Below are 25985 nucleotides of genomic sequence, written 5' to 3'. Positions count from 1 at the left end.
GTATGGGTCTGGTGTCGCTGCTCGATACGACGCGACGACTCCAGTGTCTTTCATGAACCGCCGTATGCGGAACCGCATGTACGGTGGTGTGAGAGGGCGACGGGGGTGACCCCGTCCCCTACTCGATCCTGCAGGCTTTCATCGTTCGATCGACAACATGTTTCCCGCTCCCGCCAAACGGGATGGCGTGCTGCCCGGCTTCCGTCTGGGGCTGGGTTACACGCTGACCTACCTGACGCTTCTCGTGCTGATTCCGCTCGCCGGCATGATCCTCATGACCGGAAAGCTGAGCTGGAACAGCTTCTGGGAGATCGCCACCGCCGAGCGCGCCCTGGCGTCATACCGCGTCACCTTCGGGGCGTCGCTGTTCGCGGCGATCGTCAACGCCGTGTTCGGACTGATCGTGGCCTGGGTGCTGGTGCGCTATTCCTTCCCGGGCAAACGCTTCGTCGATGCGCTGGTCGACCTGCCCTTTGCGCTGCCGACCGCGGTCGCCGGCATCACGCTGGCGACGCTGTACGCAGAGAACGGCTGGGTCGGACAGTTTCTCGCCAGGCCCGGCATCAAGGTCGCCTTCACGCCGCTGGGCATCGTCGTCGCGCTGATCTTCGTCACGCTGCCCTTTGTCGTCCGCACCCTGCAGCCGGTGATCGAGGATATCGAAGCGGAGGTCGAGGAGGCCGCCGCCTCGCTCGGCGCGACGCGCTGGCAGACCTTCACGCGCGTGCTGTTGCCTGGGATCTTCCCGGCGTGGCTGACCGGCTTCACGCTCGCGTTCTCGCGCGCGATCGGCGAGTTCGGGTCGGTGATCTTCATCGCGGGCAACATGCCGCTGATCTCCGAGATCACGCCGCTGCTGATCATCTCCAAGCTCGAGCAATACGACCTGCTGGGCGCGACCTCGCTTGCGGTCGTGATGCTGGTCATCTCCTTCGTCATGCTGCTGGTGATCAACCTGCTGCAATGGTGGGCCGCGAACCGCCATGCGAAAGGCGGTGAAACACCGGCCGCGGCGCTCGCGCCCGGCGCATTGGTGGAGGCCCGTCCATGACCGCCCGCCGTGCCACCGCGGAACCGCGCTGGGTCCGCCTGCTGCTGACTGCCGTCGCCCTCGGCTTCCTGTTCCTGTTCCTCGTGCTGCCACTGATCGCGGTGTTCTGGGAAGCCTTCGCGCAGGGCGCGCAGGCGTACTGGGAGGCGCTGAAGGACAGCGAGGCGCGCTCGGCGATGCTGCTGACGCTGACGATCGCGGCCCTCGTGCTGCCGTTCAACATCGCTTTCGGCGTCGCCGCGGCGTGGGCGATCGCGAAGTTCGAATTCCGTGGCAAGAGCCTGCTGACGACGCTGATCGACCTGCCGTTCGCGGTGTCTCCCGTCGTTGCCGGCCTGATCTTCATCATCCTGTTCGGTGCACAGGGCTTCTTCGGCTCGTGGCTCGCCGCCAACGATATCAAGATCATCTTCGCGCTGCCGGGCATGCTGCTCGCGACCCTGTTCGTGACCTTCCCCTTCGTCGCGCGCGAGCTGATTCCGCTGATGCAGGCCCAGGGCCGCGACGAGGAGGAGGCCGCGATCTCGCTCGGCGCGTCGGGCTGGCAGATGTTCTGGCGCGTGACGCTGCCGAACATCAAGTGGGGCCTGATGTACGGCGTGATCCTCGCGAACGCGCGCGCAATGGGCGAGTTCGGCGCGGTGAGCGTCGTCTCGGGCCACATCCGCGGCGAGACCAACACGCTGCCGCTGCACGTCGAGATCCTCTACAACGAATACAACCAGATCGGCGCCTTCGCCGCGGCGACCGTGCTCGCCTTCCTGGGCCTCGTGACGCTGGTCGCCAAGACCGTCGTCGAATGGCGCATGCGCAAGGAAACCGAAATGCTGACGGCCGACCTGCCGCCGGAAAAGACCGAACTGCCGCCGATTGCGGCCACGGAACACCCATGAGCATCGAAATCCGCAACATCAGCAAGCGCTTCGGCAACTTCGTCGCGCTCGACAACCTGTCCCTCGACATCCCGACCGGCGAACTGGTCGCCTTGCTGGGCCCCTCGGGCTGCGGCAAGACGACCCTGCTGCGCATCATTGCGGGCATGGAAACGCCGGATGCCGGCTCCGTGCTGTTCGGTGGGCAGGAGGCGACGCACATCCACGCGCGCGAGCGCCAGGTCGGCTTCGTGTTCCAGCATTACGCACTGTTCCGCCACATGTCGGTGTTCGAGAACGTCGCCTTCGGGCTGCGGGTGCGGCCGCGCAAGGACCGGCCGAGCGAAGCCGAGATCCGCGAGCGCGTGATGGGCCTGCTGAAGCTCGTGCAGCTCGACTGGCTGGCGCCGCGCTATCCGTCGCAGCTGTCGGGCGGTCAGCGCCAGCGCATCGCGCTCGCCCGTGCACTCGCGGTCGAACCGAAGGTGCTGCTGCTCGACGAGCCGTTCGGCGCGCTCGACACCAAGGTGCGCAAGGAGCTGCGCCGCTGGCTGCGCCGCCTGCACGACGAGATGCACATCTCGTCGGTGTTCGTGACGCACGACCAGGAGGAGGCGCTCGAAGTCGCCGACCGCGTCGTCGTGATGAACCGCGGCCACATCGAGCAGATCGGCTCGCCCGACGAAGTCTATTCGAGCCCGGCGTCGCCCTTCGTCTACCAGTTCCTCGGCAACGTAAACGTCTTCCACAGCCGCCTGCACGGCGCCTGGGCGGAGGTCGAGCGCGAAGGGGAGGAGCCCGGCTCGGCTTCGATCGCCTTCGTGCGCCCGCATGACATCGAACTCGACGTCGCGCCCCTGAAGGGCGGGATGACCGCGGGCGTGCTCCATGTGCACCGCATCGGGCCGGTCGTGCGCGTCGAACTCGAGCACGACGGCGAGACGATCGAGGTGGAGCTGACGCGCGAGCGCGCCGCCAGCCTGGATCTGTCGGTCGGCAAGACGGTGTGGATCAAGCCGCGCCAGGCCAAGGTCTTCGCGGCCGAGGCGGCCGGCCCGACGGCACGGCAACCGTTCCTGTTCTGATTCCGCCGGGGCCGGCACGTCCGTCCGGCAGGACTTGATGCGCCGGATCTATTCCGCGACTTCGAGCTGCGGGTTCCAGGCGATTTCCCACAGGTGGCCGTCCGGATCGGCGAAATACCCGGCGTAGCCGCCCCAGAAGGTGTCGCCGCCCGGCTTGACGATTCGCGCACCGGCACGCCGCGCCTCCTCCATGACGGCGTCCACCTCCTGTTTGTTGGTGACATTGTGCGCGAGCGAGAATTCGGTCGAGGAGGGCTTCCCGACGGCGATTCCGGTATCGCGGGCGAGGCTGGTCCGCGGCCAGACGGCGAGCTTCAGGCCCGGCTGGAGGTCGAAGAAGGCCACGGCGCCGTATTCGAACTCGGTGCCGATGATCCCCTCGGTCGCGAGGCCGAGTCCGTCGCGGTAGAAGTGCAGGGCGCGTTCGAGATCGTCGACCGCGAGGGTGATGAGCGTCAGCCTGGGTTTCATGATGCCCTCCTGTGGCTTCGCGGCGTAACGGGGAGATGCCCGGGTGAGCAACGAACCGGACGCTACGTATTCGGTCCCCGTATTGACAGCTTAGCGCGTGGCGCCTTTTTCGCGGATCAGTTCGGCAACGCGCGTGCCCTCCGGGGTGTCGAGCCTGCGTGCCAGCGCGAGCGCGGTTTCGCCCTTGCGCGTGCTCGCGAAGATGTCCGCCCCGCGTTCGGCCAGCAGCTCCGCGATGTCGACGACCCCGCCCGACAGGGACAGGAGGAAGGGCGTGTTGCCCAGCGGGTCGCGCACGTTCACCTGTGCGCCGCGGAGGATGAGCGCCTCGGCGATGCTGCGGTAACCCTGGGTCGGTTTGCCGCAGGCGACCAGCAGCGGCGTGAGGCCCAGACGGTCGCGGGCGTTCACGTCCGCGCCGGCGTTCACGAGGATGCTGGCGATGACCGTGAAGCCCTTCTTCAGTGCAAAGAGCAGTGGCGGCGTGCCGTCGACCTCGATGCCGTGGATGTTGAAGCCGGCTCGTACGAGGAGATCGATGAGTTCGCGGTCGCCGGCGCGCAGTGCGCTCAGGAAGGCCTCGCGGTCGACAAGGACGCCGCGATCAGCCAGTTCGCGGACCGCATGTTCGCGGCGCTCGGCCTGGCGGAACGTCTCCAGCTCGCGGAATTCCCGCAGCCTGATGATGTCGGCGAGCACTTGGGGCGGAAAGCCCTGCCGGCCGCCGCGTTTGTCGATCAGGAGATCGCTGAAGTAGTCGTGGATCTCGGGCGTGTCCCACAGGAATTCGATGCGCGTGAGGATGCGATCGAATTTCTCTTCGAGATGGGAAGGATATTGTTCGCCCAGACACTCGAAGGTGGGGTGCTTCATTGATAGGAGTCCAATCGTCAGTTCATGAAATTATCACACGTCGTCGGGTGGTTCGGCGACGAGCGTTGCGCGAACCCCGGACCGGGGAAACGGGCGTCACACGAGCGGGGCGCCGGCGAAGAAGGGGGCGAAGCTTTACGCCCTGACCGCCTCCAGCAACTCCCGTACACCCTGCACGCGCTGCTTCAGGTTCGGCAGGGCGGCCTTGCGGATCAGGCGGTCGGGGCCGGACATCTTCGTGTTGCGATCCTTCTGGATCAGGAAGATCACCTTCGCAGGGTCGATGGGCGGATTGGGGCCGAACTGGACGCTGATCTGCGCGTCGCTGGCGTCGAGCTTGGCGACGCCGAAGGGCTTCACGAGCAGGCGCAGGCGGTGCGATTCGATCAGCGCCTGGGTCTGCGGCGGCACTTCGCCGAAGCGGTCGATGAGCTCTTCCTGCAGGCTACGCAGCTCGTCGTCCGCTTCGCAGTTCGCGAGGCGCTTGTAGAGCGTCAGGCGCTCCTGCACGTCGGGGCAGTAGTCGTTGGGCAGCAGTGCGGGGGTGTGCAGGTTGATCTCGGAGACGACTTCCAGCGGCTGGCTGAGGTCGGGTTCCTTGCCGGCCTGCAGGTCGCGCACCGCGCGCTTGAGCATTTCGGTGTACAGGCTGAACCCGACCTGCTGGATCTCGCCGGACTGGTTTTCGCCCAGCACCTCGCCGGCGCCGCGGATCTCCAGGTCGTGCATCGCGAGGTAGAAGCCGGAACCCAGCTCCTCCATCATCGTGATCGCCTCGAGGCGCTTCTGCGCCTGCGCGGTGGGCTTCGCGTGGGCGTCGGTCAGCAGGTAGGCGTAGGCCTGGTGGTGGCTGCGCCCGACGCGGCCGCGCAGCTGGTGCAGCTGGGCGAGGCCGAAGCGGTCGGCACGGTTGATGATGATGGTGTTGGCGGTCGGGATGTTGATGCCGGTCTCGATGATGGTCGTGCACAGCAGCAGGTTCGCGCGTTGCGCGGTGAAGTCGCGCATCACGCGTTCGAGCTCGCGCTCGGGCAGCTGGCCGTGGCCGACGACGATGCGCGCTTCGGGCAGCAGTTCGGCGAGGTCGTTGCGCACATTCTCGATCGTCTCGACTTCGTTGTGCAGGAAATACACCTGCCCGCCGCGCTTGAATTCGCGCAGCACCGCTTCGCGCACGATGCCCTTGCTGTGGCGCTGCACGAAGGTCTTGATCGCGAGGCGCTTCTGCGGTGCCGTGGCGATCACCGAGAACTCGCGCAGGCCTTCGAGCGCAAGGCCAAGCGTGCGCGGGATCGGCGTCGCCGTGAGGGTCAGGATGTCGATCTCGCTGCGCAGCGCCTTCAGGGCCTCCTTCTGGCGCACGCCGAAGCGGTGTTCCTCGTCGATGATGACGAGGCCGAGGCGCTTGAACTGGACGTCCTTCTGCAGCAGGCGGTGGGTGCCGATGATGATGTCGACCTTGCCTTCGCCGAGCAGCTTCAACGCTTCGGCCTGCTCCTTGGCGCTCTTGAAGCGCGACAGTTCGGCGATGCGGATCGGGAAGTCGGCGAAGCGGTCGGCGAAGGTCTGGTAGTGCTGTTCGGCGAGCAGCGTGGTGGGCGTGAGCACGACGACCTGCTTGCCGTCGGCGACCGCGATGAAGGCGGCACGCAGCGCGACTTCGGTCTTGCCGAAGCCGACGTCGCCGCACACGAGGCGGTCCATCGGGCGGCCGGACTGCATGTCGGCGATGACGGCGTCGATCGCGCCTTGCTGGTCCGGCGTGGTCTCGAAGCCGAAGCCTTCGGCGAAGGCGTCGAGGTCGTGCTGCTTGAAGTCGAAGCGGTGGCCGGGGCGCGCCGCGCGCTGCGCGTACAGGGCGAGCAACTCGGCCGCGGTGTCGCGCACCTGCATCGCGGCCTTCTTCTTGGCCTTGTCCCACTGGCCGGAGCCGAGGCGGTGCAGCTCGACCGCTTCCGGGTCTGCGCCCGCGTAGCGCGAGATCACGTGCAGCTGCGCGACCGGCACGTAGAGCTTGTCGCCGTTGGCGTATTCGAGGTGCAGGAACTCGGTCTGCCCTTCGCCGAGATCCATGTGGAGCAGGCCGAGGTAGCGGCCGATGCCGTGCGATTCATGCACGACGGGGTCGCCCGGCTTCAGTTCGGAGAGGTCGCGCAGCCAGCCCTCCATCGTCGCCGCCTTGCGTGTGTCGCGGCGCGCGCGCGTGCGGGTGGTGGCTGCGTAGAGCTCCGATTCTGTAATGACCGCGAGCTTCGCGTCCGGCAGCAGGAAGCCGGTCGCGAGCGGGCCGACGCCCAGCGCGAGCGGCTCGGCGGACGCGAGAAAGCCCGCGAAGTCCGCGCTTGCGGCGGGCTTCAGGCCGTACTCGGCGAAGAATTCCGACATCGTCTCGCGCCGGCCCGGCGCGTCGGCCAGCACCAGCACGCGCCCGCCGGCCCGGGCCCAGTCGCCTTCGAGGAAGGCCTTGAAGCGGTGCAGCGGATCCGTTGCCTTGCGCTCGACCGAAAGGTCGGGCAGGGGCGAAGCCGCGGCGGCCTCGACGCTCGCGTCCGGTGCGGCGATCTGGATGCGCGGACGATCCTTGAGCGCGGTGTAGAAGGATTCCTGGCCGAGGAACAACGCTTCCGGCGGCAGCACCGGACGCGTGCGGTCGCCCTTGAGGAAGTCGTAGCGCGAGCGCGTGTCGCGCCAGAATTCCTCGATCGCGGCAGGCACGTCACGATGCAGCACCACTGCGGCATCGGCCGGCAGGTAGTCGAACAGCGTCGCGGTGTCGTCGAAGAACAGCGGCAGGAAGTACTCGATGCCGGCCGGCGCGATGCCGTTCGACACATCCTTGTACAGCGATACGCGCGAGGGGTCGCCCTCGAAGGTTTCGCGGAAGCGGCTGCGGAAGTGCGTGCGCCCCTTCTCGTCCATCGGGAATTCGCGCGCGGGCAGCATGCGGATTTCCGGCACCGGATAGACCGTGCGCTGGGTGTCCGGATCGAAGGTCTTGATGCTCTCGACTTCGTCGTCGAAGAGGTCGATGCGGAAGGGCAGCGCCGCGCCCATCGGGTAGAGGTCGACCAGCCCGCCGCGCACGGAGAATTCGCCGGGGCTGACGACCTGCGTGACGTGGGTGTAGCCGGCGACCGCCATCTGGTTGCGCAGCTGGTCGACGTCGAGTTTCGCGCCCTGCTTCAGGAAGAAGGTGTAGGCCGCGAGGAAGGCGGGCGGCGCCATGCGGTAGAGCGCCGTCGAGGCCGGCACGAGCACGATGTCGGCCTCGCCGCGGCTCACCGCGTAGAGGGTCGAGAGGCGCTCGGAAATCAGGTCCTGGTGCGGCGAGAAGCTCTCGTACGGCAATGTCTCCCAGTCCGGCAGCAGGTGCGTGCGCAGGCCGGGCGCGAGCCACGCGATCTCGTCCTGCAGGCGCTGCGCGTCGAGCGGGTTCGCGGTCACGAGCAGCAGGCAGCGCCCGCGCGCGGCAAGCTGGGCGACGGCGAGGGCGTCGGCCGAACCTGCAAGGGCGGGGAGGTCGAGGCGTACGCCGGGTTTCGGGAAGGTCAGGGAGGCGAGCTGCGGGATCAGGGCGTCGAGCGGTCGGGACATCGAACGGACGTGGACAAAGAGGCGGAATCAGGAGGCGAATTATAGGGGATGCGGCTCGGCGGATTGGTCCGCAGGCCCTTCGGATTGCCCCTCCGCGCCGAAGGCGGGGGCGTGGATGCGTTGCTCGACGGGCCCCGGCGGCGGCAACCTGTCGCGCAGCCATGCGGCGGCCAGCTCGCCGAAACGTTCGATGGCCCCCGCTTCGCGGAATTCCTCCGACACGCCTGCCAGCACGTGCCAGTCGTGCGCACTGCGAAGATGATCGCAGGCCTGGCGGATCATCCCGGCATGCGGGTCGTCGCTGCCCACGACCATCCGCAGCGGAACGGCGAGCGTGTTGAGCGGCGTGAGGCCGGCGAGGTCGGGGCGTCCGGCCCGGCAGACGATGGCCGCGACCCGGTCGCCGGCCTTCCCGCCGGCACGGATCGCGGCGCCGCTCGCCGTATCGGACGCGATCAGGCCGATCCCGAGCCCGGCGAGCGGCGGCTGGTGGCCGATCCAGTCGAGCACCGCAACGACGCGATTGGCCATCTGGGGTACGTTGAAGCGGGCATCGGGGTCGCGCGCTTCCTCGTACGTGGTGAGGAGGTTGATCAGCAGCGTCGCAAACCCCGCGCCCTGCAGTCCGTGCGCGACCCTCAGGTCACGGGAGTGCGCGAACGGACTGCCCGCCGGCCGCAGGACCACGGCCAGCCCTGATACGTCCGGCGCGTGCACCAGCTCGCCGTTCAACCAGATGCGTTCGAAGGGAATGCTGATGTCGGTTGTCCGCAGTTTCACGTTTTCTTTTTCCGGATCAGGGTCTTGCACGCACCGGCTGACGATGGATCGCCACCGGTACGCGGCGCGCACCGAAGCCTGACGAGAAGCGGCCGAAGCGGCCGGCGAGGGGCGTGCCGCAGTTGCGGCATGCGCCGTGGTCGTCGAGGGCGTAGTCGAGGATCTCGTACCAGTCGCGTTGGATGAGTGCCGCGCCACAGTTCGTGCAGCGGGTCACGCCGCCTTCGCGGTCATGCACGTTGCCGGTGTAGACGTGCTTCAGCCCTTCGGCGAGCGCGATGCGGCGCGAGCGCGTCAGCGTCGCGGGCGGGGTCGGCGGGACGTCGGTGAGCTTGAAGTCGGGATGGAAGGCCGTGAAGTGCAAGGGCACCTCGGTGCCGAGTTCCTTCGCCACCCACTGCGACAGCGCGCGGACTTCGTCCTCGGAGTCGTTGAGCCCGGGGATCAGCAGCGTCGTGATCTCGACCCACACCTTGCTCTCGTGCACCAGCCACTTCAGCGTGTCGAGCACCGGTTGCAGGTGGGCGCCGCATTCCTTGACGTAGAACTCGTCGGTGAATCCCTTGAGATCGACGTTCGCCGCGTCCATGTGCGCGTAGAAGTCGGGGCGGGCCACTTCGGTGATGTAGCCGGCGGTGACGGCGACGGCCTTCAGCCCGCGCTCGTGGCAGGCTTTCGCGGTGTCGATCGCGTATTCGGCAAAGATCACCGGGTCGTTGTAGGTGAAGGCGACGCTGGTGCAGCCCCAGTCCGCGGCGGTGCGCGCGATCTCGCCGGGCGCGGCCGCGTCCATCAGGCGGTCCATGTCGCGGGACTTGGAGATGTCCCAGTTCTGGCAGAACTTGCACGCGAGGTTGCAACCCGCCGTGCCGAACGAGAACACGCTGGTGCCGGGGTAGAAGTGGTTGAGCGGCTTCTTCTCGATCGGGTCGATGCAGAATCCCGAGCTCCTGCCGTAGGTCGTGAGGACGATCGCGTCGCCCTCGCGCATGCGCACGAAGCAGGCGCCACGCTGGTCCGCGTGCAGCCGACAATAGCGCGGACACAGGTCGCACTGGATGCGCCCGTCGTCGAGCCGATGCCAGTAGCGCCCGGGGTAGTTCATCTCACGGCTCCTTCCACTTCTGCACCGTGTAGGTCGCCGCCATCAGGTTCGGAGCGGGACGGTCCGGCGCAAGTCCGGCTTTCTGCTTGAGGGCTGCGAGAAACCTTCGCGGCTCGGGGAGCTGATCCCACACCTGTGGCAGGAAGGTCGCGCTGCGACAGCCGGAGAACAGCACCAAGCCGTCGATGCCGGGCCGCAGCTTGCCCATCAACTCATCTTCCGCGGAGAACTCGACGAATTCCGCCGGCGACAGCAGCGACACCTCGATCGCGACCTTGCCGAGTTCGCTGCCCGACATCGGGGGAAATCGCGGGTCCTTCGTTGCGGCAGCCACTGCATTGATTACGACATCTTCGCCGAGCGATCGTTGCGGGCGCACGCTGCCGATGCAGCCGCGCAGTTCGCCATTGCGCTTGATGGTCACGAAGGTCGCGCCGCGCTCGGCGAGTCGCGGATCGTCCGCCGGTGCGGCGGCCTCGGTGCCGAGTTCGTGGGCGATCGCGTGGCGTGCGCGTGCGAGCAGGATCTCTCCGAGCTCAGTGGCGGGCGGAAGCGGCATGGCTGGACGATTCGCAGAAGGCGATGCTGGTATAGCCGACGACCCTCACGCGGTCGCCCGCCGTATCGCCGGAATTGCGCAGGTCGAGCAGATGCGGCTCGACGCCATGACGGGCGGCGACGCGTAGCAGCCCGTTGATCGGTGTCGCGCCGCACGCCTGATTGTGGTCGAGGCCGGTGCGCAGCTTGAGGATCTGGTCCACCGAGCTGCGATCCGTGCAGCACGCCTGCGCGTACGGGTGATAGTGCGAAAGATCCGAGCTGATGACGATCAGCGTCTCCGGTCCGCCCCACAGGTCGTCGAGGATCTCCGCGACCTGTTCGCCGCTCGCGCCGCCCACCAGCAGCGGAACGAGTTCGAAGGCGTCGAGGATGGTCTGGAGGAAGGGCAACTGAACTTCCAGACAATGCTCGAGCGCATGTGGGCGGTCGTCGACGACGACGTCGACGCGTTGCTGCAGGGCGAGCCAATCCTTGCGACTGATCGGCACGGGTCCGAGCGGCGTCGAAAACACCTGCGCCGCCGGCAGCGCGAAGGACGCGACCGGCACGCGATGGGCCGGCCCCAGCAGCACCACGCGCCGCACCACGTCGCGCAGCGCCGCCGCCGTGGCGTAGGCGTTGGCGGCGACGGGGCCGGAATACACGTAGCCCGCGTGCGGCACGATGAGCGCCTTGGGGGCGGATACCGCTTCCAGTGGCACGGCGGTCGACAGCATCTCGCCGATCTGAGCTTGCAGCACATGCGGGTCGTCGGGGTAGAAATAACCGGCGACCGCAGCCGGGCGAATCGAAGCAGTGGCCATGGAATTCCTTTCGGGCAAGGTGGCGGGCCGAACTCGTGGTTCAGCGCTTACTGATGCTGATAAATTATAGGCGCCCGGCGGACAATGCGTACCAGGCGATCCCGCCGCCGAGCCCCACCGCGACCGCGCCCATGCCACCGAGAATCTTCAGCCCGAGCGGGCGTCCCCCGACGACCACGGCAACGCCGGTCTTGAACACGAGGTTCGAGATCATGGTCAGCCCGATGGCAACCACCGTGACGTCGAGCGCCAGTTTCCCGAGGGTGAAGAGCCGCATGCTCGACAGCGCGATGGCATCCATGTCGGTCAGGCCCGAGACGAGCGCGAGGACGTAGATCCCCTGCGATCCGGCGATCTCTGACAGCCACGCCGAGATGAACAGCACCGCCGCATAGACCGCGCCGAATCCCAGCGCCGCCCGCAATTCGGTCGGGTTACGGGTTTCGGGCATGAAGGCCTGGCCGTTGGACTGTTCGCGCCAGTACCAGAAGAGGCTGATCGCGCCGAGGAGCAGGGCGGGCGCGATCGTCATGGCCAGCGACTTGACCACGCCGGGAGCGACCACGGCCGCGATCATCGCGACGCGGACCATCATCACCAGATTGGCCAGCACGATGACGAGCGCGGCCATCGGGGCGGAGCGGGGATCCTCGCGCGCCTCGCGCGCATAGACGAGGGTTGTCGCGGTGCTGGAGGCGAGCCCGCCGGCGATGCCGACGAAGGCAGCGCCGTAGCGTGCCCCGATCAGGCGCAGGGTGGCATAGCCGGCGAGGCTCAGGCCCGAGATCAGGACCACCATCCACCACACCTGCCGCGGGTTGATGGCGTTGAAGGGGTCAAAGGTCTCGTCGGGCAGGAAGGGCAGGATGACGAGCGACAGCACCGCAAACTGGAAGATCGAGATCCATTCCTTCGCTTCCAGGCGGGTGGCCACGCCGCGCAGCTCGGTCTTGAAATAGAGCACGATGGTCGTCGTGACCGCCAGGATGACGGCGACCATCGCATGGCCGAGCCACACGGCGACGCCCAGGCAGTAGCACACCAGCATCGCTGCGACCGAGGTCGTGCCGGGGTCGACGGGATCGGGATGGCGCAGATAGGCGCCGATGAGCATCACCCCGACAATGGCCATGCCGACCACGATGGGCATGATGGAGCCGAGGTGCTCGCCGAGCATGCCGACCAGGGCGCCAAAAAGGCCAACCAGACCGAAGGTGCGCACACCGGCCCGGGCCGACGCCACCCGCTCGCGCTCGAGCCCGATCAGGAGGCCGATGCCGAGCGCGATCAGGAAAGCCTCGATCTGGGCGAGATCGACCGGTTTTGCAAAAGGCATGTCGTGCATTCCTTTCGGGGCGCGCCGCGCGGGTTTCAGGGGCGCGGCTTCACGCCTTCCTTCCGCTTCACACTGTATTCCAATCGCCATCGCGGTGCACGTGGCGCGCCGCGCGTCGCCAGGCGTCGCGTCGCGCGGTTAGAATCCGCGCCATGCAGAATTTTCGTCCCCGCCATTTCGCCATCGTCCCGGCCGCCGGCAGCGGCAGCCGCATGGGTGCAGCGCAGCCCAAGCAGTACCTCGACCTGCTCGGCAAACCGCTCATCCGCCATTCGCTCGAAGTCCTGTGCGCGACGCCCGAGATCGACAAGGTCTTCGTGGTGCTCTCCATCGGGGATGCCGAGTGGAAGCGTTACGACTGGTCCGATCTCGGCCCGAAACTGGTGCCGCTGTTCTGCGGCGGCGCGACGCGGGCGGACAGCGTGCTCGGCGGCCTGCGCGCGATCGTGCACGAGGCGGAGCAGTCGGACTGGGTGCTGGTGCACGATGCAGCGCGGCCGTGCCTGGCGCGCTGGCACATCGAGAAGCTCGTCCGCGAGCTTGCGCACGACGAAGTCGGCGGCCTGCTCGCGGTTCCGGTTGCGGACACGCTCAAGCGCGCCGACGCGCACCGCCATGTGCTCGAGACCGTCCCGCGCGACAGCCTGTGGCAGGCGCAGACGCCGCAGATGTTCCGCTACGTGATGCTGCGCCGTGCGCTCGAGGCGGCCACCAACGTCACCGATGAGGCCAGCGCGATCGAAGCCGCCGGCCTGCGGCCCCGTCTGGTCGAGGGGGATGCCACCAACCTGAAGGTGACCTATCCGCTCGATCTGCATCTGGCCGAATGGATACTCGAGAACAGGGGCTCGTGCTGACATGAAGATTCCGTTCCGCATCGGCCAGGGTTTCGACGTACATGCCCTGGTGCCGGGCCGCCCGCTCATCGTCGGCGGCGTCACCATTCCCTACGAGCGCGGCCTGCTCGGACATTCGGACGCCGACGTGCTGTTGCATGCGCTGACCGATGCACTGCTCGGTGCGGCGGGCCTCGGCGACATCGGCCGGCTGTTTCCCGACACCGACCCGCAGCATGCCGGCGCAGACAGCCGCGTGCTGCTGCGCGAGGCTTTTGCCGCTGTACGGCGCGCCGGCTTCGCGGTCGTGAATGTCGACGCCACGGTGATCTGCCGCGCACCCAGGATCCTGCCGCACGCGCCGGCGATGGTGGCGAACATCGCGGCCGATCTCGGCATCGAGGAATCGGCGGTCAACATCAAGGGCAAGACCACCGAGAAGCTCGGCTTCACGGGGCGCGGCGAAGGCATCGCGGCCCAGGTCGTGGCGCTGCTCGTGCGGGATGACGCGGCCGCCTGACCCGTCGTCCGCGTCCCGGCGCACGCGGGTGTTCTTCGCCCTGTGGCCCGCGCCCGCGATCGCGCGCCGGCTGCACCGGGAAGGCGAGCGCGCCCACGCCACGACGGGCGGCCGCCGCATGCGCCGCGACACCCTGCACCTGACACTCGCCTTCATCGGCGACATGCCGCGCGAGCGGCTCGAAGACTTGCTCGCGTGTGCGGACAAGGTCGACTTCGCTCCGTTTGCGCTGGTGGTCGATCGTATTGCGGCCTGGCGGCACAACCATATCGTGTGGGCCGGCGCGAGCGTGCAGCCACCCGAACTGGAGTCGCTGGTGTCACAGCTCAACGCCGCCCTGGCCGATGCCGGTTTTCCGGTCGAGCGGCGCAAGTTTTCCGCGCACGTCACCCTGCTGCGCAACGCGCGCGGCGAACTGCCCGCGTCGGACATCGATCCCCCCATCGAATGGTCCGTGCGGACGTTCGCCCTCATCGAGTCCGACCTCGCGCAGGATGGCGCGCACTACACGGTGCTGAAATTCTGGCCCGCTGCCGGAACGACCGGACACTGAGGCGGCGCACGGAAAGCGCCGCATGGGGGCGGCAGACCCCAGAGCCTGCAAGGTCGAGGGCCACGGCCTAAAATGAAATGTCGGCGAATGCGAAGGGGCGCCGCGGGGAGGATTTCCGGATTCCGTTATTCCGCTGAAGGGCGATCGCAAGAAGAATTGCCCGCACGTCACATCAGGAGAAGCTGCCATGGCAATCCCGTCGAAGGTCCACGAATTCATGATGGAGCACGGCTTGCGCTACGACGTGCTCACGCATCCCCACTCCCGGAATAGCCTGGATACCGCGCACCTCGCGCGCATCCCGGCGGGCAGCCTCGCCAAGTCGGTCGTGCTCGAAGACGACCACGGCTACCTGATGGCGGTGTTGCCGTCGACCCAGCACGTGCAGCTGGGCATCCTGAGCAAGGCGATGCATCGCGAGTTGCGTCTCGCGAGCGAGCCGGAACTGTCCAGACTGTTCATCGATTGCGAAGCCGGCGCTGTTCCGCCGCTGGGCGCTGCCTATGGCATGCGCATGATCGTCGAGGAGAATCTTGCCGATCAGGAAGAAATCTATTTCGAGTCAGGCGACCACGAGAAGATCTTCCAGATGAGCCGCAGCGACTTCATGACCATGATGGAAATGGAGAACGCCCAGCGGATGCATTTCAGTGGAGGTCAGTGGCATCACTGAACCGGTTCTGCGCGGCAGTGCAGGCAAAAAAAGCGGGGCGCCAAGCGCCCCGCTGCTCTTCGGGGCCGCTTATCGCGGCCCCATCGTCTCCTGAAGAGAGACGCTCGAAGAATCGGTCGGTATCAGACGAACAGGCACGACGCGAGACGTTCTCGCAGCACCGGCTCGGGTTCCTTCGTGTAGTCCTTTTCGAAGCGGTCCGTAATCAACTGTGCGGTCGGACTGTCGAGCACTGCGTTGAGCATCCCCATGAATGAGGGCGGCGCAATGACAATGGCCCGCCCGAACGCGTTCGTGGCTCGTCCTTTGTACAGCTCTTGTGCAATCTCCTGGGCAAATACCTTGGCCTCGTGCGTCTTCGGCACCGTCTGGGGCTGTTTCGAGCCGGAACCGTTGCCTGCCGAGGGCGAGGCGCCGGCGCGATCGGTTACGAGGTCGGAATTTTTCTGTCGACTTTCGGGGTGGATCAGCTCCTTAACCAGCGTCAGGCCCTTGTTGGGACCGAGATTCGCGTAAAGTTTGGCCAGGCTGGCATTGGCAACCAGAATCCAGGTAATCGCCATTGAATCGTCCTCCGGGATTTGAGTCGAACGAACAGCAGGCTGCGCCTTCCGATGCAGCGATTCCAGCTTAGACCGGCCACCCGGGAATCGCAATCGGATTTCGTCTGCAGGTTTTTCAACGATCGACGAAAGCCTTGCCTGGCGCGGATTCAAAGGAATTCTGCTTGTTCAGCATACGCCGTTTAATCCTAATGGCATTTTCGTGCAAAACAATTTCCCTGTTGGGGAAAATTGGGAAACGGCCCGGCCGTTCGGAAAACTCCGCCGGCACAGGGCCGCGCGCGAATCCGCTTGTGTTGGCTCAGGGCGATCCGGTGTTCGCACCGCGCGGCGGTTCACCGTAGAGGCGCCGCTCGCCTTCGGCCGGATCGGCGCCGTAGAAGGCCCGAAGCTGATCGTAGATCGCCGGAAAATCCTCCTCGAGCAGGCAGGGCGCCTCGAAGAACGCCTCGGACGCCACGGCGAAGAACTCGCCCGGGCTTTCGGACCCGTAAGGGTCGAGGACCGTTTCCACGCCCGCATCGACCTGTGCACAGAAGCGCTCGTAGGCGGTCGAGAAGGCTTCGGCCCAAGCCTTGCGCGACATGCCCGGAGGGAGGAGGGGCAGACCGTCGACCTCGCCGTTTTCCATGTCCAGCTTGTGGGCGAATTCGTGGACCACGACGTTCACGCCTTCCGGCGCGTCGGCCTCGTCATGCCAGGAAACGAGCACCGGCCCGCCCTCCCAGGCCTCGCCGAGGACCTCGTCGTCGTACTCATGCACGACGCCGGTCTCGTCCATCACTTTGCGCGGGATGACGAAATCGCCCGGATAGACGATCACGCCGACCCAGCCGCGATACGCGTGCAGCCCGATGCGCAGCACCGGCAGGCAGGCCTGCAGGGCGATCGTGACGATGACCTCGTCGCTGAGCGCGAAGTCGTGGGCGCCGTAGAACTGCTTCTCGGCGATGAAGGCGCGCGCCAGTTGGCGCAGGCGCCGGCGCTGCTCGGGTTCGAGATAGTCCAGAAAGGGCAGGCGTGCTTCGGCGCGATCCCACATCTCGTCCGAAATCGACACCGCGTTGGTGCGACGCTCCCGGCGCCACCGGCGAAAACGTTCGAGTATGCCGAACATGCCGTCAGCGCCGGGGCCCGCGGGGGGCCGACGCGGTGCCTGCGAACACCGGCCCGATCGTCGCGATCGGGGTGAAGGAATCGGGGGGCGTCGCAAGCGCGATGGCGGCGAAGGTGTTGTTGCCGCCGATGCCGAAGAGCACCGCGAGGGCGAGGAGGCAGCAGGGGGTGGGGTGGGTTTCTTTCATCATCGGTGCGGACGGACGCAGCTGTCGGGCCCGATGATCTCACAAGGCGCGATTGTGGCGTGCTGCATGCCGTGTTCGGCTGGCCGTATGGGATAATCCGCACATGGTTTCCGTCACCCACGCCATCTCCCAGTCCGAATCCGCGGCTCCCATCGACCTGCTCGCCGAAGGGCTCAGCGCCGAAGAGCGCGCGGCCATCGTCGAAGCCGTTGCGCTTGCCGAGGGGGTCTATGAAGGGCACTTCCTCGGCACCGGCGAATCGGTCTGGACCCACGCGATCGGCATGGCACTGATCGTCGCTTCGCTGCGCCTGGACGTCGAGACGCGGGTCGCGGCGATCCTGTTCGCGGTCGGGGACTACATCAAGGAAGCCACGGACAGGATCGCCGAAAAATTCGGCGATCCCGCGGCGAAGCTCGTCGACGGATTGTGCCGCCTCAACGGCCTGCGCCTGCTCACGCGCATGACCGCGACCGCCACGGCGCCCGAAATCCGTGCCCAGACCGAAGTCCTGCGCAAGATGCTGCTCGCGATGGTCGAGGACATCCGCGTCGTGCTGCTGCGGCTCGCGTCGCGCACCCAGACGCTGCGCTATTTCACCGAGCAGAAAGTCGATGTGCGCGTCGATGTCGCGCGCGAGAGCCTGGACATCTACGCGCCGCTGGCGAATCGCCTGGGGGTGTGGCAGCTCAAGTGGGAACTCGAGGACCTGTCCTTCCGCTTCCTCGAGCCGGACACCTACAAGCGCATCGCGAAGATGCTCGACGAGCGCCGCGTCGAGCGCGAGGAGTTCATCCAGGCCTCGATCGAGCGGCTGCAGAAGGAGATCGCGGCGGTCGGCATCGAGGCCGAGGTCTACGGGCGGCCGAAGCACATCTACAGCATCTACAACAAGATGCGCGCCAAGCGGCTCGACTTCTCGCAGGTGTACGACATCCGCGCGTTGCGGGTGCTCGTCGACAACGTGCGCGACTGCTACACGGTGCTGGGCATCGTGAACCAGCTATGGCAGCCGATCGGCCAGGAATTCGACGACTACATCACGAATCCCAAGGGCAACAACTACCAGTCCCTGCACACCGCGGTGCTGGCGGGGGACGGGCGCGCCCTCGAAGTGCAGATCCGCACGCACGAGATGCACCGCCACGCGGAACTCGGCGTGGCCGCGCACTGGCGCTACAAGGAAGGCGCCAAGGGCCACGGCAGCGACTACGACGAGAAGATCGCCCTGCTGCGCAGCCTGCTGTCGTGGCGCGACGAAGTCACCGACTCCGCGGACTGGGTCGAGAAGTTCAAGCGCGCCTCGCTCGACGACGCCATCTACGTGCTGACGCCGCAGGGCAAGGTCGTCGATCTGCCGCGCGGCGCGACGCCGATCGACTTCGCCTACCGTCTGCACACCGATCTCGGCCACCGCTGCCGCGGCGCCAAGGTCGACGGCCATCTCGTGCCGCTCAATACGCAGCTCGAAAACGGGCAGACGGTCGAAATCAACGTCGTGAAGGAGGGCGGTCCGTCGCGCGACTGGCTGAACCCGGCGCAGAGCTACGTCGCCACCAGCCGTGCGCGCAACAAGATCAGGCAATACTTCAGCCAGCGGGAAGAGGAAGAGCTCCTGGCGCGCGGGCGCAGCTTCGTCACGCGCGAACTGCAGCGCGAGCGCCAGTCGCGCGCGAACATCGACGAACTGGCGGGCAAGCTGGGCTTCAAGAACGCGGAATCGATGTTCCTCGCGGCAGGCCGGGGCGAAGTCGGCGTGCGCGCGATGCAGATGGCCCTGCGCGAAGGCGAGGCCCCGGAGGCCCCGGTCGCGGAACCGGAGATCGTCATCGGCCGCCGCCACGCGGACGATTCCAACGACAAGGTGCTCGTCGTCGGTGTCGGAAAGCTGATGACCTCGCTCGGACGCTGCTGCAAGCCGGCTCCGCCCGACGCCATCGAAGGTTTCGTCACCCGCGGGCGTGGCGTGTCGATCCACCGCATCGACTGCCCGGACTTCCAGCGCCTCGTGCAGAGTCACCCCGAGCGGGTGATCCAGGCCGAGTGGGGCGAGAAGGCCTTCAACAATCGCGAATCGGTCTTTCCGGTCGACATCGCGGTCCAGGCGGCGGACCGCCAGGGCCTGCTGCGCGACATCTCCGAGGTCCTGTCGCGCGAGAAGCTCAACGTCGTCGCCGTGAATACGCTGACGAAGAAGGGCACGGCGTTCATGCGCTTCACGATGGAAGTGAGCGGCGTCGCGCAGGTGCAGCGCGCGATCACGCTGATTCGCGAGGTGCGGGACGTGCTGGATGTGCAGCGCAAGTAGTCCGCGCCCCTGACGGCGGGCCGCCGGCTGTCGAGGCGATTGCGCGCGCCCGAGGGCGCAGGCCGCCTTTCATCCCCGGGCCAGCTCGGCAAGCAGGACGGTCTGTGCCGAGCGGTGCACGCCACGCGGCACCTTGCGCCGGTAGCGGCCGTCCTCCAGCATCTCCCACGCCTGGCAGTTGTCGCCGAGGTAGGCGCGCAGGCCTTCCTTGATCACGCGCCGCTTCAGCCGCTGGTCGAGCACGGGGAAGGCGATCTCGATCCGGCCGAAGAAGTTGCGGTCCATCCAGTCCGCACTCGACAGATAGACCTTGTCCTCGCCGCCCGCGCGGAAATAGAAGATGCGATGGTGCTCGAGGAAGCGGCCGACGATGGACCGGACGCGGATGTTCTCCGACAGGCCGGGCACGCCCGGTCGCAGCGCGCACGGTCCGCGCACGATGAGTTCGACCTCGACGCCCGCCTGGGAAGCCGCATAGAGGGCTTCGATGGTTTCCGGTTCGAGGAGCGCGTTCATCTTCACGATGATCTGGGCGCGTCCGCCGCTGCGCGCGATCGCCGTTTCGGCCTCGATGGCGGCGACCACGTTGCCCTGGAGCGAGAAGGGCGCCTGCCAGAGGTGCTTGAGCGTGGATGCCTTCCCGAGGCCGGTCAGCTGCTTGAACACTTCGGCAACGTCCTGGCCGATTTCCTCGTTGCAGGTGAGGAGGCCGAAATCGGTGTAGAAGCGCGTCGTGCGCGGATGATAGTTGCCCGTGCCCATATGCACGTAGCGGCGCAACTCCCCGTCCTCGCGCCGCACCAGCATCAGCAGCTTCGCATGGGTCTTGTAGCCGAACACGCCGTACACGACGTGGGCGCCGACCTCCTCGAGCTTGTTCGCCCAGGTGATGTTGGCTTCCTCGTCGAAGCGCGCGCGCAGTTCGAGCACGACGGTCACTTCCTTGCCCTTTTGCGCCGCCCGCACGAGGTGGTCCATGAGCACGGAGTCGGTACCCGTCCGATACACGGTCATCTTGATCGCCAGCACCTGCGGGTCGTCGGCCGCGGCGCGCAGCAGTTCGATCACCGGGCTGAAGCTCTGGAACGGGTGGTGCAGCAGGATGTCCTGGCGCCGGATGGCATCGAAGATCTCGACGCGCTGCTCGAGCGTTCTCGGCAGGCGCGGCTGGAAGGGCGGGTAGTTCAGGTCGGGGCGATTCGCCCAATCCGTCACCTGCATCAGGCGAACCAGGTTCACGATACCCGGCGTGCGGTACAGATCCTTCGGGGTCAGGCGGAAGTGCTGCACGAGGAAGCCGGCCATTTCCTCCGAGCAGTTGTCGGCGACTTCGAGGCGCACGGCGTCGCCGAAATGGCGCTGCTGCAATTCGCCCTTCAGCGAGGCGCGCAGATCCTTCACCTCTTCCTCGTCCACGAACAGATCCGAGTTCCGGGTCACGCGGAACTGGTAGCAGCCGTGGACGTGCATGCCGGAGAAGAGCTCGCCGACGTGGCAGTGCAGGACCGAGGACAGGAACACGAAGCTGTACTCGTGCTCGCAGATTTCCCGCGGCAGGCGGATCACGCGGGGCAGGGCGCGCGGCGCCTGCACGATGGCAGCCCCGGAATCGCGCCCGAAGGCGTCCAGGCCTTCGAGTTCGACGGCGAAGTTCAGGCTCTTGTTCAGGACGCGCGGAAACGGATGCGCCTGGTCCAGCCCGATCGGCGTCAGCACCGGCATTACCTCGCGCAGGAAATAGTCGCGCACCCAGGCGCGCTGGGCGTCGTTCCACACGCTGCGGCGCAGGAAGACGATGCCTTCGGCTTCCAGCGCCGGCAGGATATCCTCGTTCAGCAGGGCGTACTGCTCGGCGATCAGCGCATGGACTTCCTGGCTGACACGGTCAAGGAGATCGCCCGGCGTCAGCCCGTCGGTGCCCGGGCTGCGGCTGCCGAGCCGGATCTGCTCCTTGATGCCGGAAACACGGATCTCGAAGAACTCGTCGAGGTTGCTGGACACGATGCACAGGAAACGGAGCCGCTCCAGCAGCGGAACCGATCTGTCGGCAGCCTGCGCCAATACCCTGCGCTGGAACTGCAGCAGGGACAGCTCGCGATTGATGAAGTGATCGGTCGGGAATTGCTGCTGACGGACTGGCCTGTGCATTGGAAGGGGCGCGGGACGGGATTATTCTCAAGATTATGTGACATTTGTGTTGCGAAAGCATGACAGCGTGGAGTGCCTGCGGCGGCCGAGCGCGATGCAACATGGGCGCAATCGGCCTCCGCCGAAACCATCCTCCGGCGGGGTGATAGAATGCCGCCCATTGCGCCCCGGCTGTCGTCCCGACCCCCAACATCATGATGCAAGAGCTGATCGCTGCGATCGATCTCGGTTCCAACAGTTTCCGGCTGCAGGTCGGAAGGATCGTGAACGACCAGATCTATCCGCTCGACGGGCTGAAGGAGGCGGTGCGCCTGGCAGCAGGCTTGTCTCCCAACAAGATGCTTGATGTTGCATCGCAACAGCGCGGACTCGTGGCGCTGCGCCGCTTCAACGAGCGCCTGAGCGGGTTCGACAACGATTCGGTACGTGCCGTGGCGACGAACACCTTGCGGGTCGCGAAGAACGCGCCCGAGTTCCTGGTGCAGGCCGAGACCGCGCTCGGCGTTCCGATCGAAGTCATCGCCGGACGCGAGGAAGCGCGCCTCATCTACGTCGGTGTCGCGCATACCTTGCCGGATCCGCACCGCCAGCAGCTGGTGGTCGACATCGGGGGCGGCTCGACGGAGTTCATCATCGGCAAGAGCTTCGAGCCCATTCTTCTCGAATCGCTGTACATGGGCTGCGTCAGCTACAGCCTCCAGTACTTTCCCGACGGAAAGATCGACAAGCGTGGCCTCAAGGACGCCGAGATGGCGGCCAGCCGGGAACTGCAGACGATCGCGCACGCCTACCGCGAGACCGGCTGGGAAGTGGCTGTGGGCTCCAGCGGCTCGGCCAAGGCGCTGATCGAGATCCTGGAGCAGAACGGCCTGTCGGAGGGCGGCATCACTCGCGAGGGCCTGGAGCGCCTGAAAGTCGTCCTGTTGCGCGCGGGCAGCCTCGACCGGCTGCAACTCGCCGGACTCAGGGCGGACCGCCTGCCCGTGCTCCTGGGCGGATTTGCGATCATGTCCGCCGTATTCAAGGAATTCGGCATCGAGCGCATGGTGTTCTCGGAGGGGGCGTTGCGGCTCGGCGTCCTGTACGACCTCCTGGGGCGGTACCACCATCACGACCTGCGCGATGCGACCGTATCGGCATTCGTCGCGCGTTACAGCGTCGATCGCCGGCAGGCCGACGAAGTCGCGAACACGGCGGCCCACCTGTTCGCGGGCCTCATTCCCGAAAGCGCGAGCAGCAACGGCCAGCATCCCGACCTGCGCTTCCTGCGCTGGGCCGCTTCACTGCACGAGATCGGCATTTCCGTCGCCCACTCCAGCTACCACAAGCACAGCGCCTACATCCTCGCGAATGCCGACATGCCGGGCTTCTCGCGCATGGACCAGGGGCGTCTCGCACGCCTCGTGCTTGCGCACCGCGGCAAGCTCGAGCGGGTCGCGGCGCTCGATCCGGACAGCCCCGACTGGCAGCTGATCCTGTGCCTGCGCCTGGCCGCCGTCCTCCATCGCGCGCGCGATGGCCGCGGTATTCCCCCGGTCGAGATCCGGCGCGATGGCCGCGGTTTTGTCGTGACCGCCCGCGAAGGCTGGCTCAAGCAATTGCCGCTCACGGCGGCGGCGATCGACGAAGAGCAGCGGCAGTGGTTCTCGGTCGGCCGCAGCCTCGTCCTGCACATGCACACCGGCCGTACGCTCGCGGCCTGAGGACGCCATGCGCAGCCCCACGATCGCCGCCGATCCGGCGATGAGGCTGGTGCGGCTGCAGGGAGACTGGACCCTGCGGGCCCTGACGCCGCATCTCGACGCCTTCCGCGTGGAACTGGCGGGCAGGCGCGACGAAGTCGCGTGGTCGCTGCAGGACATCTCGCGGCTCGACAGCTTCGGCGCCGCGCTGCTGTGGCACGCGTGGGGAAAGCGCTGGCCCGCGTCTGTCGAGATCGGCGACGAACTGCGCGCGATCATCGCCCGAATCGCCGAAAACGCGGAGACAAGCCTGCCGCGATCGCCGGGATTCAGCGCGCTCGGTGCGATCATCGCGCTCGGCAGTGCCCTGCTGGCGTTCCGGAGCCATGCGCTCGGCTTCATCCGCCTGTTCGGGCAGCTCTCCCTCGACCTCGCCTACCTGGCGCGCCACCCGCGCGAATGGCCATTGCGCGAGATCTCGGCCAACGTCTACAAGGTCGGCCTCAAGGCGATGCCGGTCGCAGCGCTGGTGGGCTTCCTCATCGGCGTCGTGCTGTCCTACCTGTCGGCCCTCCAGCTGCGCGCCTTCGGGGCGGATCTCTACATCGTCAACATCCTCGGGCTGGGCATCATCCGCGAGCTGGGGCCGGTGCTCGTGTCGGTATTGGTCGCCGGACGCTCCGGGTCGGCCATGACCGCGCAACTGGGCGTGATGCGGGTGACGGAGGAGATCGACGCGCTGTCCGCGATGGGCATCTCGCGCACGATCCGGCTCGTGCTGCCGAAAGTGATTGCGCTGACCCTGGCGATGCCGCTGCTGGTGCTGTGGACGTCGGCGGTTGCGCTCCTCGGCGGCATGCTGTCGGCGTGGCTCCAGCTGGATCTCGGCATGGCCTTCTTCATCGAGCGCCTGCCGCAGGTGGTGCCGCTCGCCAACCTCTTCATCGGCTTCGGCAAGGGCGCCGTGTTCGGCCTGATGATCGCGCTCGTCGCGTGCCATTTCGGACTGCGCACCAGTCCGAACACCGAGAGCCTGTCGGCGAATACGACCGCTTCGGTCGTCTCGTCGATCACCGTCGTGATCCTCGTCGATGCCCTGTTCGCGATCGCCACGCGCTCGATCGGGGTGCCGCGGTGAACGCCAAGCCGGTCATCGAACTGCGCGGCATCGTCACGCGTTTCGGCACGAAGCTGGTGCACGAGGGCGTCGATCTCACCGTGATGCGGGGCGAGGTCGTCGCGCTGGTCGGCGGCTCCGGCAGCGGCAAGACGACGCTCTTGCGCCACATCATCGGCCTCACGCGTCCGGCTGCGGGGGAAGTGTCGGTCTTCGGCGCTCCGCTGTTTTCCGGCAGCGTCAAGGAACAGCGCACGCGCCGCCGCCGCTTTGGGGTCCTGTTCCAGCACGGCGCGCTCTTCTCGGCGCTGAATGTCGCCGAGAATGTCGGCTTTCCGCTGCGGGAACTGCGCCTCGCAACCCACGCCGAAATCGCCAATCTGGTCGCCCTCAAGCTTGCCATGGTCGAACTCGAGCCTTCGACAGCCCTGCTGATGCCGGCGGAACTCTCCGGCGGCATGGTGAAGCGCGTCGCCCTGGCGCGCGCCCTCGCGCTGGAGCCCGAACTGCTCCTGCTCGACGAACCCACGGCGGGTCTCGACCCGGACCGCAGCCTGGCGTTCGTGGAGCTTGTCCGCAGCCTGCAGCGGCAACTGGGATTGACCGTGGTGCTCGTGAGTCATGATGTCGACACGCTCGTCGCGCTGGCGACGAAAATCGCCATACTTTCCGATCGACGTATCGTCAGCTGCGCCTCGCTCGAGGAAACGATGGAACTGGACCACCCCTTTGTCGAGAGTTTCTTCCGCAAGCCACTGGGGCTTCGGCCGCTTGCCCGGAGCGGAGGCGCGCACTGATGGAAAATCGCGCGCACGCCCTCGCGGCCGGACTCTTCGCCATTGTCCTCGGCACCGCGCTGTTCGCGTCCCTGTGGTGGTTCTCGGACGACAGTGATTCGCAGCGTACCTACATCCTGGAATCCACGGGAAATGTCACCGGCCTCAACCTCGAGGCCAGGGTGCGCTTCCGCGGCATCCCGGCGGGAAAGGTGTCCGATATCACGATCGACCCCGACGATCCACGCAAGATCCTCGTCGTGATCCGCTTGCGAAACGACATCCCCCTGACGCGGGGAACCCGGGCGACGCTCGCCTATCAGGGAGTCACCGGACTGGCTTACGTTCAACTCAACGATCGCGGCGAGGATCCGGCGCCGCTGGTCGGCGAAGGCAACGCGCCGCCGCGGCTGAAGCTCGACCCCGGGACCATGGAACGGCTCACCGATACGGCGCTCGACGCTGCGCGCCAGCTCAAGCTGGTGGCCGACAAGCTCGGCGAACTGGCCACCGATGACAACATCCGGCGGGTCGGCAACGCGCTGCAGAGAATCGAGTCGGCGGCAGCAGGCGCCGACCAGACCTTCGCCGATGCGCCCAGGACGCTGGCGTCCATCCGGGCGGCACTGAACAGCGAAAACCTCGCGCGGCTTTCGAGCACGATGCAGAGCCTCGAGCGCGCGAGCGCCGATGCCGGGCCGGCCATCGGCGAGCTCAAGGTCCTGATGGCGAGGCTGCAGGGGCTGGCCGAGCGTGTCGATGCCGCCGCGGGCGCGACCGGCGAACGGCTGACCGACCAGACGCTGCCGCAACTCGAAGCCCTGCTCAAGGAACTGCGGGGAACGTCGCAGCGCATCGGGCTCCTTGCCGCGGATGTCGATGCCTCCCCGCAAATGCTGCTGCTCGGGCGTGAGCCTGCACCCCCCGGCCCTGGCGAAGCCGGGTTCGAGGAAACGGCACGTCGGGCAAAATGA

24 protein-coding genes are annotated in these 25985 nt (G+C 66.9%); 12 read left to right on the top strand and 12 right to left on the bottom strand.

Annotation, left to right across the window (positions count from 1 at the left end):
* Positions 1-157: 157 nt before the first annotated feature.
* The 3 genes from cysT to GPA22_RS18160 are packed head-to-tail and all read left to right on the top strand — an operon-like array spanning position 158 to position 3008.
* On the top strand, positions 158-1051 hold the full coding sequence (cysT, locus tag GPA22_RS18170; RefSeq protein WP_169257468.1) for a sulfate ABC transporter permease subunit CysT: 894 nt from the start codon (positions 158-160) through the stop codon (positions 1049-1051).
* On the top strand, positions 1048-1944 hold the full coding sequence (gene cysW, locus GPA22_RS18165) for a sulfate ABC transporter permease subunit CysW (protein WP_169257467.1): 897 nt from the start codon (positions 1048-1050) through the stop codon (positions 1942-1944). Before cysT ends, cysW begins: the two co-directional genes overlap by 4 nt.
* Positions 1941-3008: a sulfate/molybdate ABC transporter ATP-binding protein gene (locus GPA22_RS18160; protein ID WP_169257466.1), complete on the top strand. Its 1068-nt coding sequence runs from the start codon at positions 1941-1943 to the stop codon at positions 3006-3008. Before cysW ends, GPA22_RS18160 begins: the two co-directional genes overlap by 4 nt.
* Positions 3009-3056: 48 nt before the next feature.
* Here the strand turns inward: GPA22_RS18160 and GPA22_RS18155 are convergent, their stop codons facing one another.
* From GPA22_RS18155 to GPA22_RS18120, 8 genes are all read right to left on the bottom strand, one after another.
* Entirely contained in the window at positions 3057-3479 is a 423-nt protein-coding gene (locus GPA22_RS18155) for a VOC family protein (protein WP_169257465.1), read from the bottom strand.
* Between the two features lie 90 nt (positions 3480-3569).
* The gene (locus GPA22_RS18150; RefSeq protein ID WP_169257464.1) at positions 3570-4352 is read right to left on the bottom strand and encodes an ankyrin repeat domain-containing protein; all 783 of its coding nucleotides are present in this window, start codon (positions 4350-4352) and stop codon (positions 3570-3572) included.
* Between the two features lie 135 nt (positions 4353-4487).
* Positions 4488-7946, bottom strand: coding sequence for a transcription-repair coupling factor (mfd, locus tag GPA22_RS18145; protein WP_169257463.1), 3459 nt, complete (start codon positions 7944-7946; stop codon positions 4488-4490).
* 39 nt (positions 7947-7985) lie between these two features.
* Positions 7986-8726: a dienelactone hydrolase family protein gene (locus GPA22_RS18140; protein ID WP_343036092.1), complete on the bottom strand. Its 741-nt coding sequence runs from the start codon at positions 8724-8726 to the stop codon at positions 7986-7988.
* Between the two features lie 16 nt (positions 8727-8742).
* On the bottom strand, positions 8743-9831 hold the full coding sequence (gene amrS, locus GPA22_RS18135; RefSeq protein WP_169257462.1) for an AmmeMemoRadiSam system radical SAM enzyme: 1089 nt from the start codon (positions 9829-9831) through the stop codon (positions 8743-8745).
* 1 nt (position 9832) lies between these two features.
* Positions 9833-10390 carry an AmmeMemoRadiSam system protein A gene (gene amrA, locus GPA22_RS18130; RefSeq protein WP_169257461.1) on the bottom strand — a complete coding sequence of 186 codons (558 nt, stop codon included), beginning with the start codon at positions 10388-10390 and terminating at the stop codon, positions 9833-9835.
* Positions 10368-11195: an AmmeMemoRadiSam system protein B gene (gene amrB, locus GPA22_RS18125; RefSeq protein WP_169257460.1), complete on the bottom strand. Its 828-nt coding sequence runs from the start codon at positions 11193-11195 to the stop codon at positions 10368-10370. Before amrB ends, amrA begins: the two co-directional genes overlap by 23 nt.
* A 64-nt stretch (positions 11196-11259) precedes the next feature.
* A complete protein-coding gene (locus GPA22_RS18120) occupies positions 11260-12531 on the bottom strand; it encodes an MgtC/SapB family protein (protein WP_169257459.1) in 1272 nt (423 codons plus the stop codon).
* 152 nt (positions 12532-12683) lie between these two features.
* Here GPA22_RS18120 and ispD point away from each other — a divergent pair, with 152 nt between their 5' ends.
* The 4 genes from ispD to GPA22_RS18100 all read left to right on the top strand — a co-directional run bounded on the left by ispD (position 12684) and on the right by GPA22_RS18100 (position 15113).
* The gene (gene ispD, locus GPA22_RS18115) at positions 12684-13388 is read left to right on the top strand and encodes a 2-C-methyl-D-erythritol 4-phosphate cytidylyltransferase (RefSeq protein ID WP_211169207.1); all 705 of its coding nucleotides are present in this window, start codon (positions 12684-12686) and stop codon (positions 13386-13388) included.
* Position 13389: 1 nt separating this feature from the next.
* Positions 13390-13887 carry a 2-C-methyl-D-erythritol 2,4-cyclodiphosphate synthase gene (ispF, locus tag GPA22_RS18110; RefSeq protein WP_169257458.1) on the top strand — a complete coding sequence of 166 codons (498 nt, stop codon included), beginning with the start codon at positions 13390-13392 and terminating at the stop codon, positions 13885-13887.
* Between the two features lie 28 nt (positions 13888-13915).
* Positions 13916-14440 (top strand): RNA 2',3'-cyclic phosphodiesterase, encoded by a 525-nt coding sequence (thpR, locus tag GPA22_RS18105; protein WP_343036091.1) that lies wholly within the window; start codon positions 13916-13918, stop codon positions 14438-14440.
* Between the two features lie 187 nt (positions 14441-14627).
* Entirely contained in the window at positions 14628-15113 is a 486-nt protein-coding gene (locus tag GPA22_RS18100; protein ID WP_169257456.1) for an aminoacyl-tRNA deacylase, read from the top strand.
* 122 nt (positions 15114-15235) lie between these two features.
* Here GPA22_RS18100 and GPA22_RS18095 read toward each other — a convergent pair whose 3' ends face one another.
* From GPA22_RS18095 to GPA22_RS18085, 3 genes are all read right to left on the bottom strand, one after another.
* Entirely contained in the window at positions 15236-15676 is a 441-nt protein-coding gene (locus tag GPA22_RS18095) for a host attachment protein (protein WP_169257472.1), read from the bottom strand.
* Positions 15677-15977: 301 nt separating this feature from the next.
* The gene (locus GPA22_RS18090) at positions 15978-16793 is read right to left on the bottom strand and encodes a M90 family metallopeptidase (protein WP_169257455.1); all 816 of its coding nucleotides are present in this window, start codon (positions 16791-16793) and stop codon (positions 15978-15980) included.
* Positions 16794-16797: 4 nt separating this feature from the next.
* Entirely contained in the window at positions 16798-16980 is a 183-nt protein-coding gene (locus GPA22_RS18085; protein WP_169257454.1) for a hypothetical protein, read from the bottom strand.
* 103 nt (positions 16981-17083) lie between these two features.
* Between GPA22_RS18085 and GPA22_RS18080 the strand changes: the two genes are divergently transcribed.
* Positions 17084-19288 carry a RelA/SpoT family protein gene (locus tag GPA22_RS18080; RefSeq protein ID WP_169257453.1) on the top strand — a complete coding sequence of 735 codons (2205 nt, stop codon included), beginning with the start codon at positions 17084-17086 and terminating at the stop codon, positions 19286-19288.
* Between the two features lie 69 nt (positions 19289-19357).
* Here the strand turns inward: GPA22_RS18080 and ppk1 are convergent, their stop codons facing one another.
* Complete coding sequence (gene ppk1, locus GPA22_RS18075; protein ID WP_169257452.1) at positions 19358-21436, bottom strand: polyphosphate kinase 1; 2079 nt, start codon at positions 21434-21436, stop codon at positions 19358-19360.
* Between the two features lie 194 nt (positions 21437-21630).
* Between ppk1 and ppx the strand changes: the two genes are divergently transcribed.
* The 4 genes from ppx to GPA22_RS18055 are packed head-to-tail and all read left to right on the top strand — an operon-like array spanning position 21631 to position 25985.
* On the top strand, positions 21631-23139 hold the full coding sequence (gene ppx, locus GPA22_RS18070; RefSeq protein WP_169257451.1) for an exopolyphosphatase: 1509 nt from the start codon (positions 21631-21633) through the stop codon (positions 23137-23139).
* A 7-nt stretch (positions 23140-23146) separates the two neighbouring features.
* Positions 23147-24256, top strand: coding sequence for an ABC transporter permease (locus tag GPA22_RS18065; protein ID WP_169257450.1), 1110 nt, complete (start codon positions 23147-23149; stop codon positions 24254-24256).
* Positions 24253-25032: an ATP-binding cassette domain-containing protein gene (locus GPA22_RS18060; protein WP_169257449.1), complete on the top strand. Its 780-nt coding sequence runs from the start codon at positions 24253-24255 to the stop codon at positions 25030-25032. The genes GPA22_RS18065 and GPA22_RS18060 overlap by 4 nt, the downstream gene beginning before the upstream one ends.
* A complete protein-coding gene (locus GPA22_RS18055; protein WP_169257448.1) occupies positions 25032-25985 on the top strand; it encodes an MlaD family protein in 954 nt (317 codons plus the stop codon). The genes GPA22_RS18060 and GPA22_RS18055 overlap by 1 nt, the downstream gene beginning before the upstream one ends.

This window comes from Aromatoleum toluvorans (assembly GCF_012910905.1).
GTDB lineage: Bacteria > Pseudomonadota > Gammaproteobacteria > Burkholderiales > Rhodocyclaceae > Aromatoleum > Aromatoleum toluvorans.
Note: the sequence above shows the minus strand (reverse complement) of the source record. Positions and strands in the feature narration are given on the sequence as shown.

Bases quoted from the DNA above. Each gene is read 5' to 3' on its own strand.
- GPA22_RS18085 (WP_169257454.1), bottom strand. From the start codon at position 16,980: ATGAAAGAAACCCACCCCACCCCCTGCTGCCTCCTCGCCCTCGCGGTG.
- amrB (WP_169257460.1), bottom strand. From the start codon at position 11,195: ATGGCCACTGCTTCGATTCGCCCGGCTGCGGTCGCCGGTTATTTCTAC.
- GPA22_RS18160 (WP_169257466.1), top strand. From the start codon at position 1,941: ATGAGCATCGAAATCCGCAACATCAGCAAGCGCTTCGGCAACTTCGTC.
- ispD (WP_211169207.1), top strand. From the start codon at position 12,684: ATGCAGAATTTTCGTCCCCGCCATTTCGCCATCGTCCCGGCCGCCGGC.
- GPA22_RS18100 (WP_169257456.1), top strand. From the start codon at position 14,628: ATGGCAATCCCGTCGAAGGTCCACGAATTCATGATGGAGCACGGCTTG.
- cysW (WP_169257467.1), top strand. From the start codon at position 1,048: ATGACCGCCCGCCGTGCCACCGCGGAACCGCGCTGGGTCCGCCTGCTG.
- GPA22_RS18055 (WP_169257448.1), top strand. From the start codon at position 25,032: ATGGAAAATCGCGCGCACGCCCTCGCGGCCGGACTCTTCGCCATTGTC.
- GPA22_RS18155 (WP_169257465.1), bottom strand. From the start codon at position 3,479: ATGAAACCCAGGCTGACGCTCATCACCCTCGCGGTCGACGATCTCGAA.
- GPA22_RS18095 (WP_169257472.1), bottom strand. From the start codon at position 15,676: ATGGCGATTACCTGGATTCTGGTTGCCAATGCCAGCCTGGCCAAACTT.
- ppx (WP_169257451.1), top strand. From the start codon at position 21,631: ATGATGCAAGAGCTGATCGCTGCGATCGATCTCGGTTCCAACAGTTTC.
- GPA22_RS18120 (WP_169257459.1), bottom strand. From the start codon at position 12,531: ATGCCTTTTGCAAAACCGGTCGATCTCGCCCAGATCGAGGCTTTCCTG.
- ispF (WP_169257458.1), top strand. From the start codon at position 13,390: ATGAAGATTCCGTTCCGCATCGGCCAGGGTTTCGACGTACATGCCCTG.
- GPA22_RS18090 (WP_169257455.1), bottom strand. From the start codon at position 16,793: ATGTTCGGCATACTCGAACGTTTTCGCCGGTGGCGCCGGGAGCGTCGC.
- mfd (WP_169257463.1), bottom strand. From the start codon at position 7,946: ATGTCCCGACCGCTCGACGCCCTGATCCCGCAGCTCGCCTCCCTGACC.
- GPA22_RS18150 (WP_169257464.1), bottom strand. From the start codon at position 4,352: ATGAAGCACCCCACCTTCGAGTGTCTGGGCGAACAATATCCTTCCCAT.
- amrA (WP_169257461.1), bottom strand. From the start codon at position 10,390: ATGCCGCTTCCGCCCGCCACTGAGCTCGGAGAGATCCTGCTCGCACGC.
- cysT (WP_169257468.1), top strand. From the start codon at position 158: ATGTTTCCCGCTCCCGCCAAACGGGATGGCGTGCTGCCCGGCTTCCGT.
- amrS (WP_169257462.1), bottom strand. From the start codon at position 9,831: ATGAACTACCCCGGGCGCTACTGGCATCGGCTCGACGACGGGCGCATC.
- GPA22_RS18065 (WP_169257450.1), top strand. From the start codon at position 23,147: ATGCGCAGCCCCACGATCGCCGCCGATCCGGCGATGAGGCTGGTGCGG.
- GPA22_RS18080 (WP_169257453.1), top strand. From the start codon at position 17,084: ATGGTTTCCGTCACCCACGCCATCTCCCAGTCCGAATCCGCGGCTCCC.
- ppk1 (WP_169257452.1), bottom strand. From the start codon at position 21,436: ATGCACAGGCCAGTCCGTCAGCAGCAATTCCCGACCGATCACTTCATC.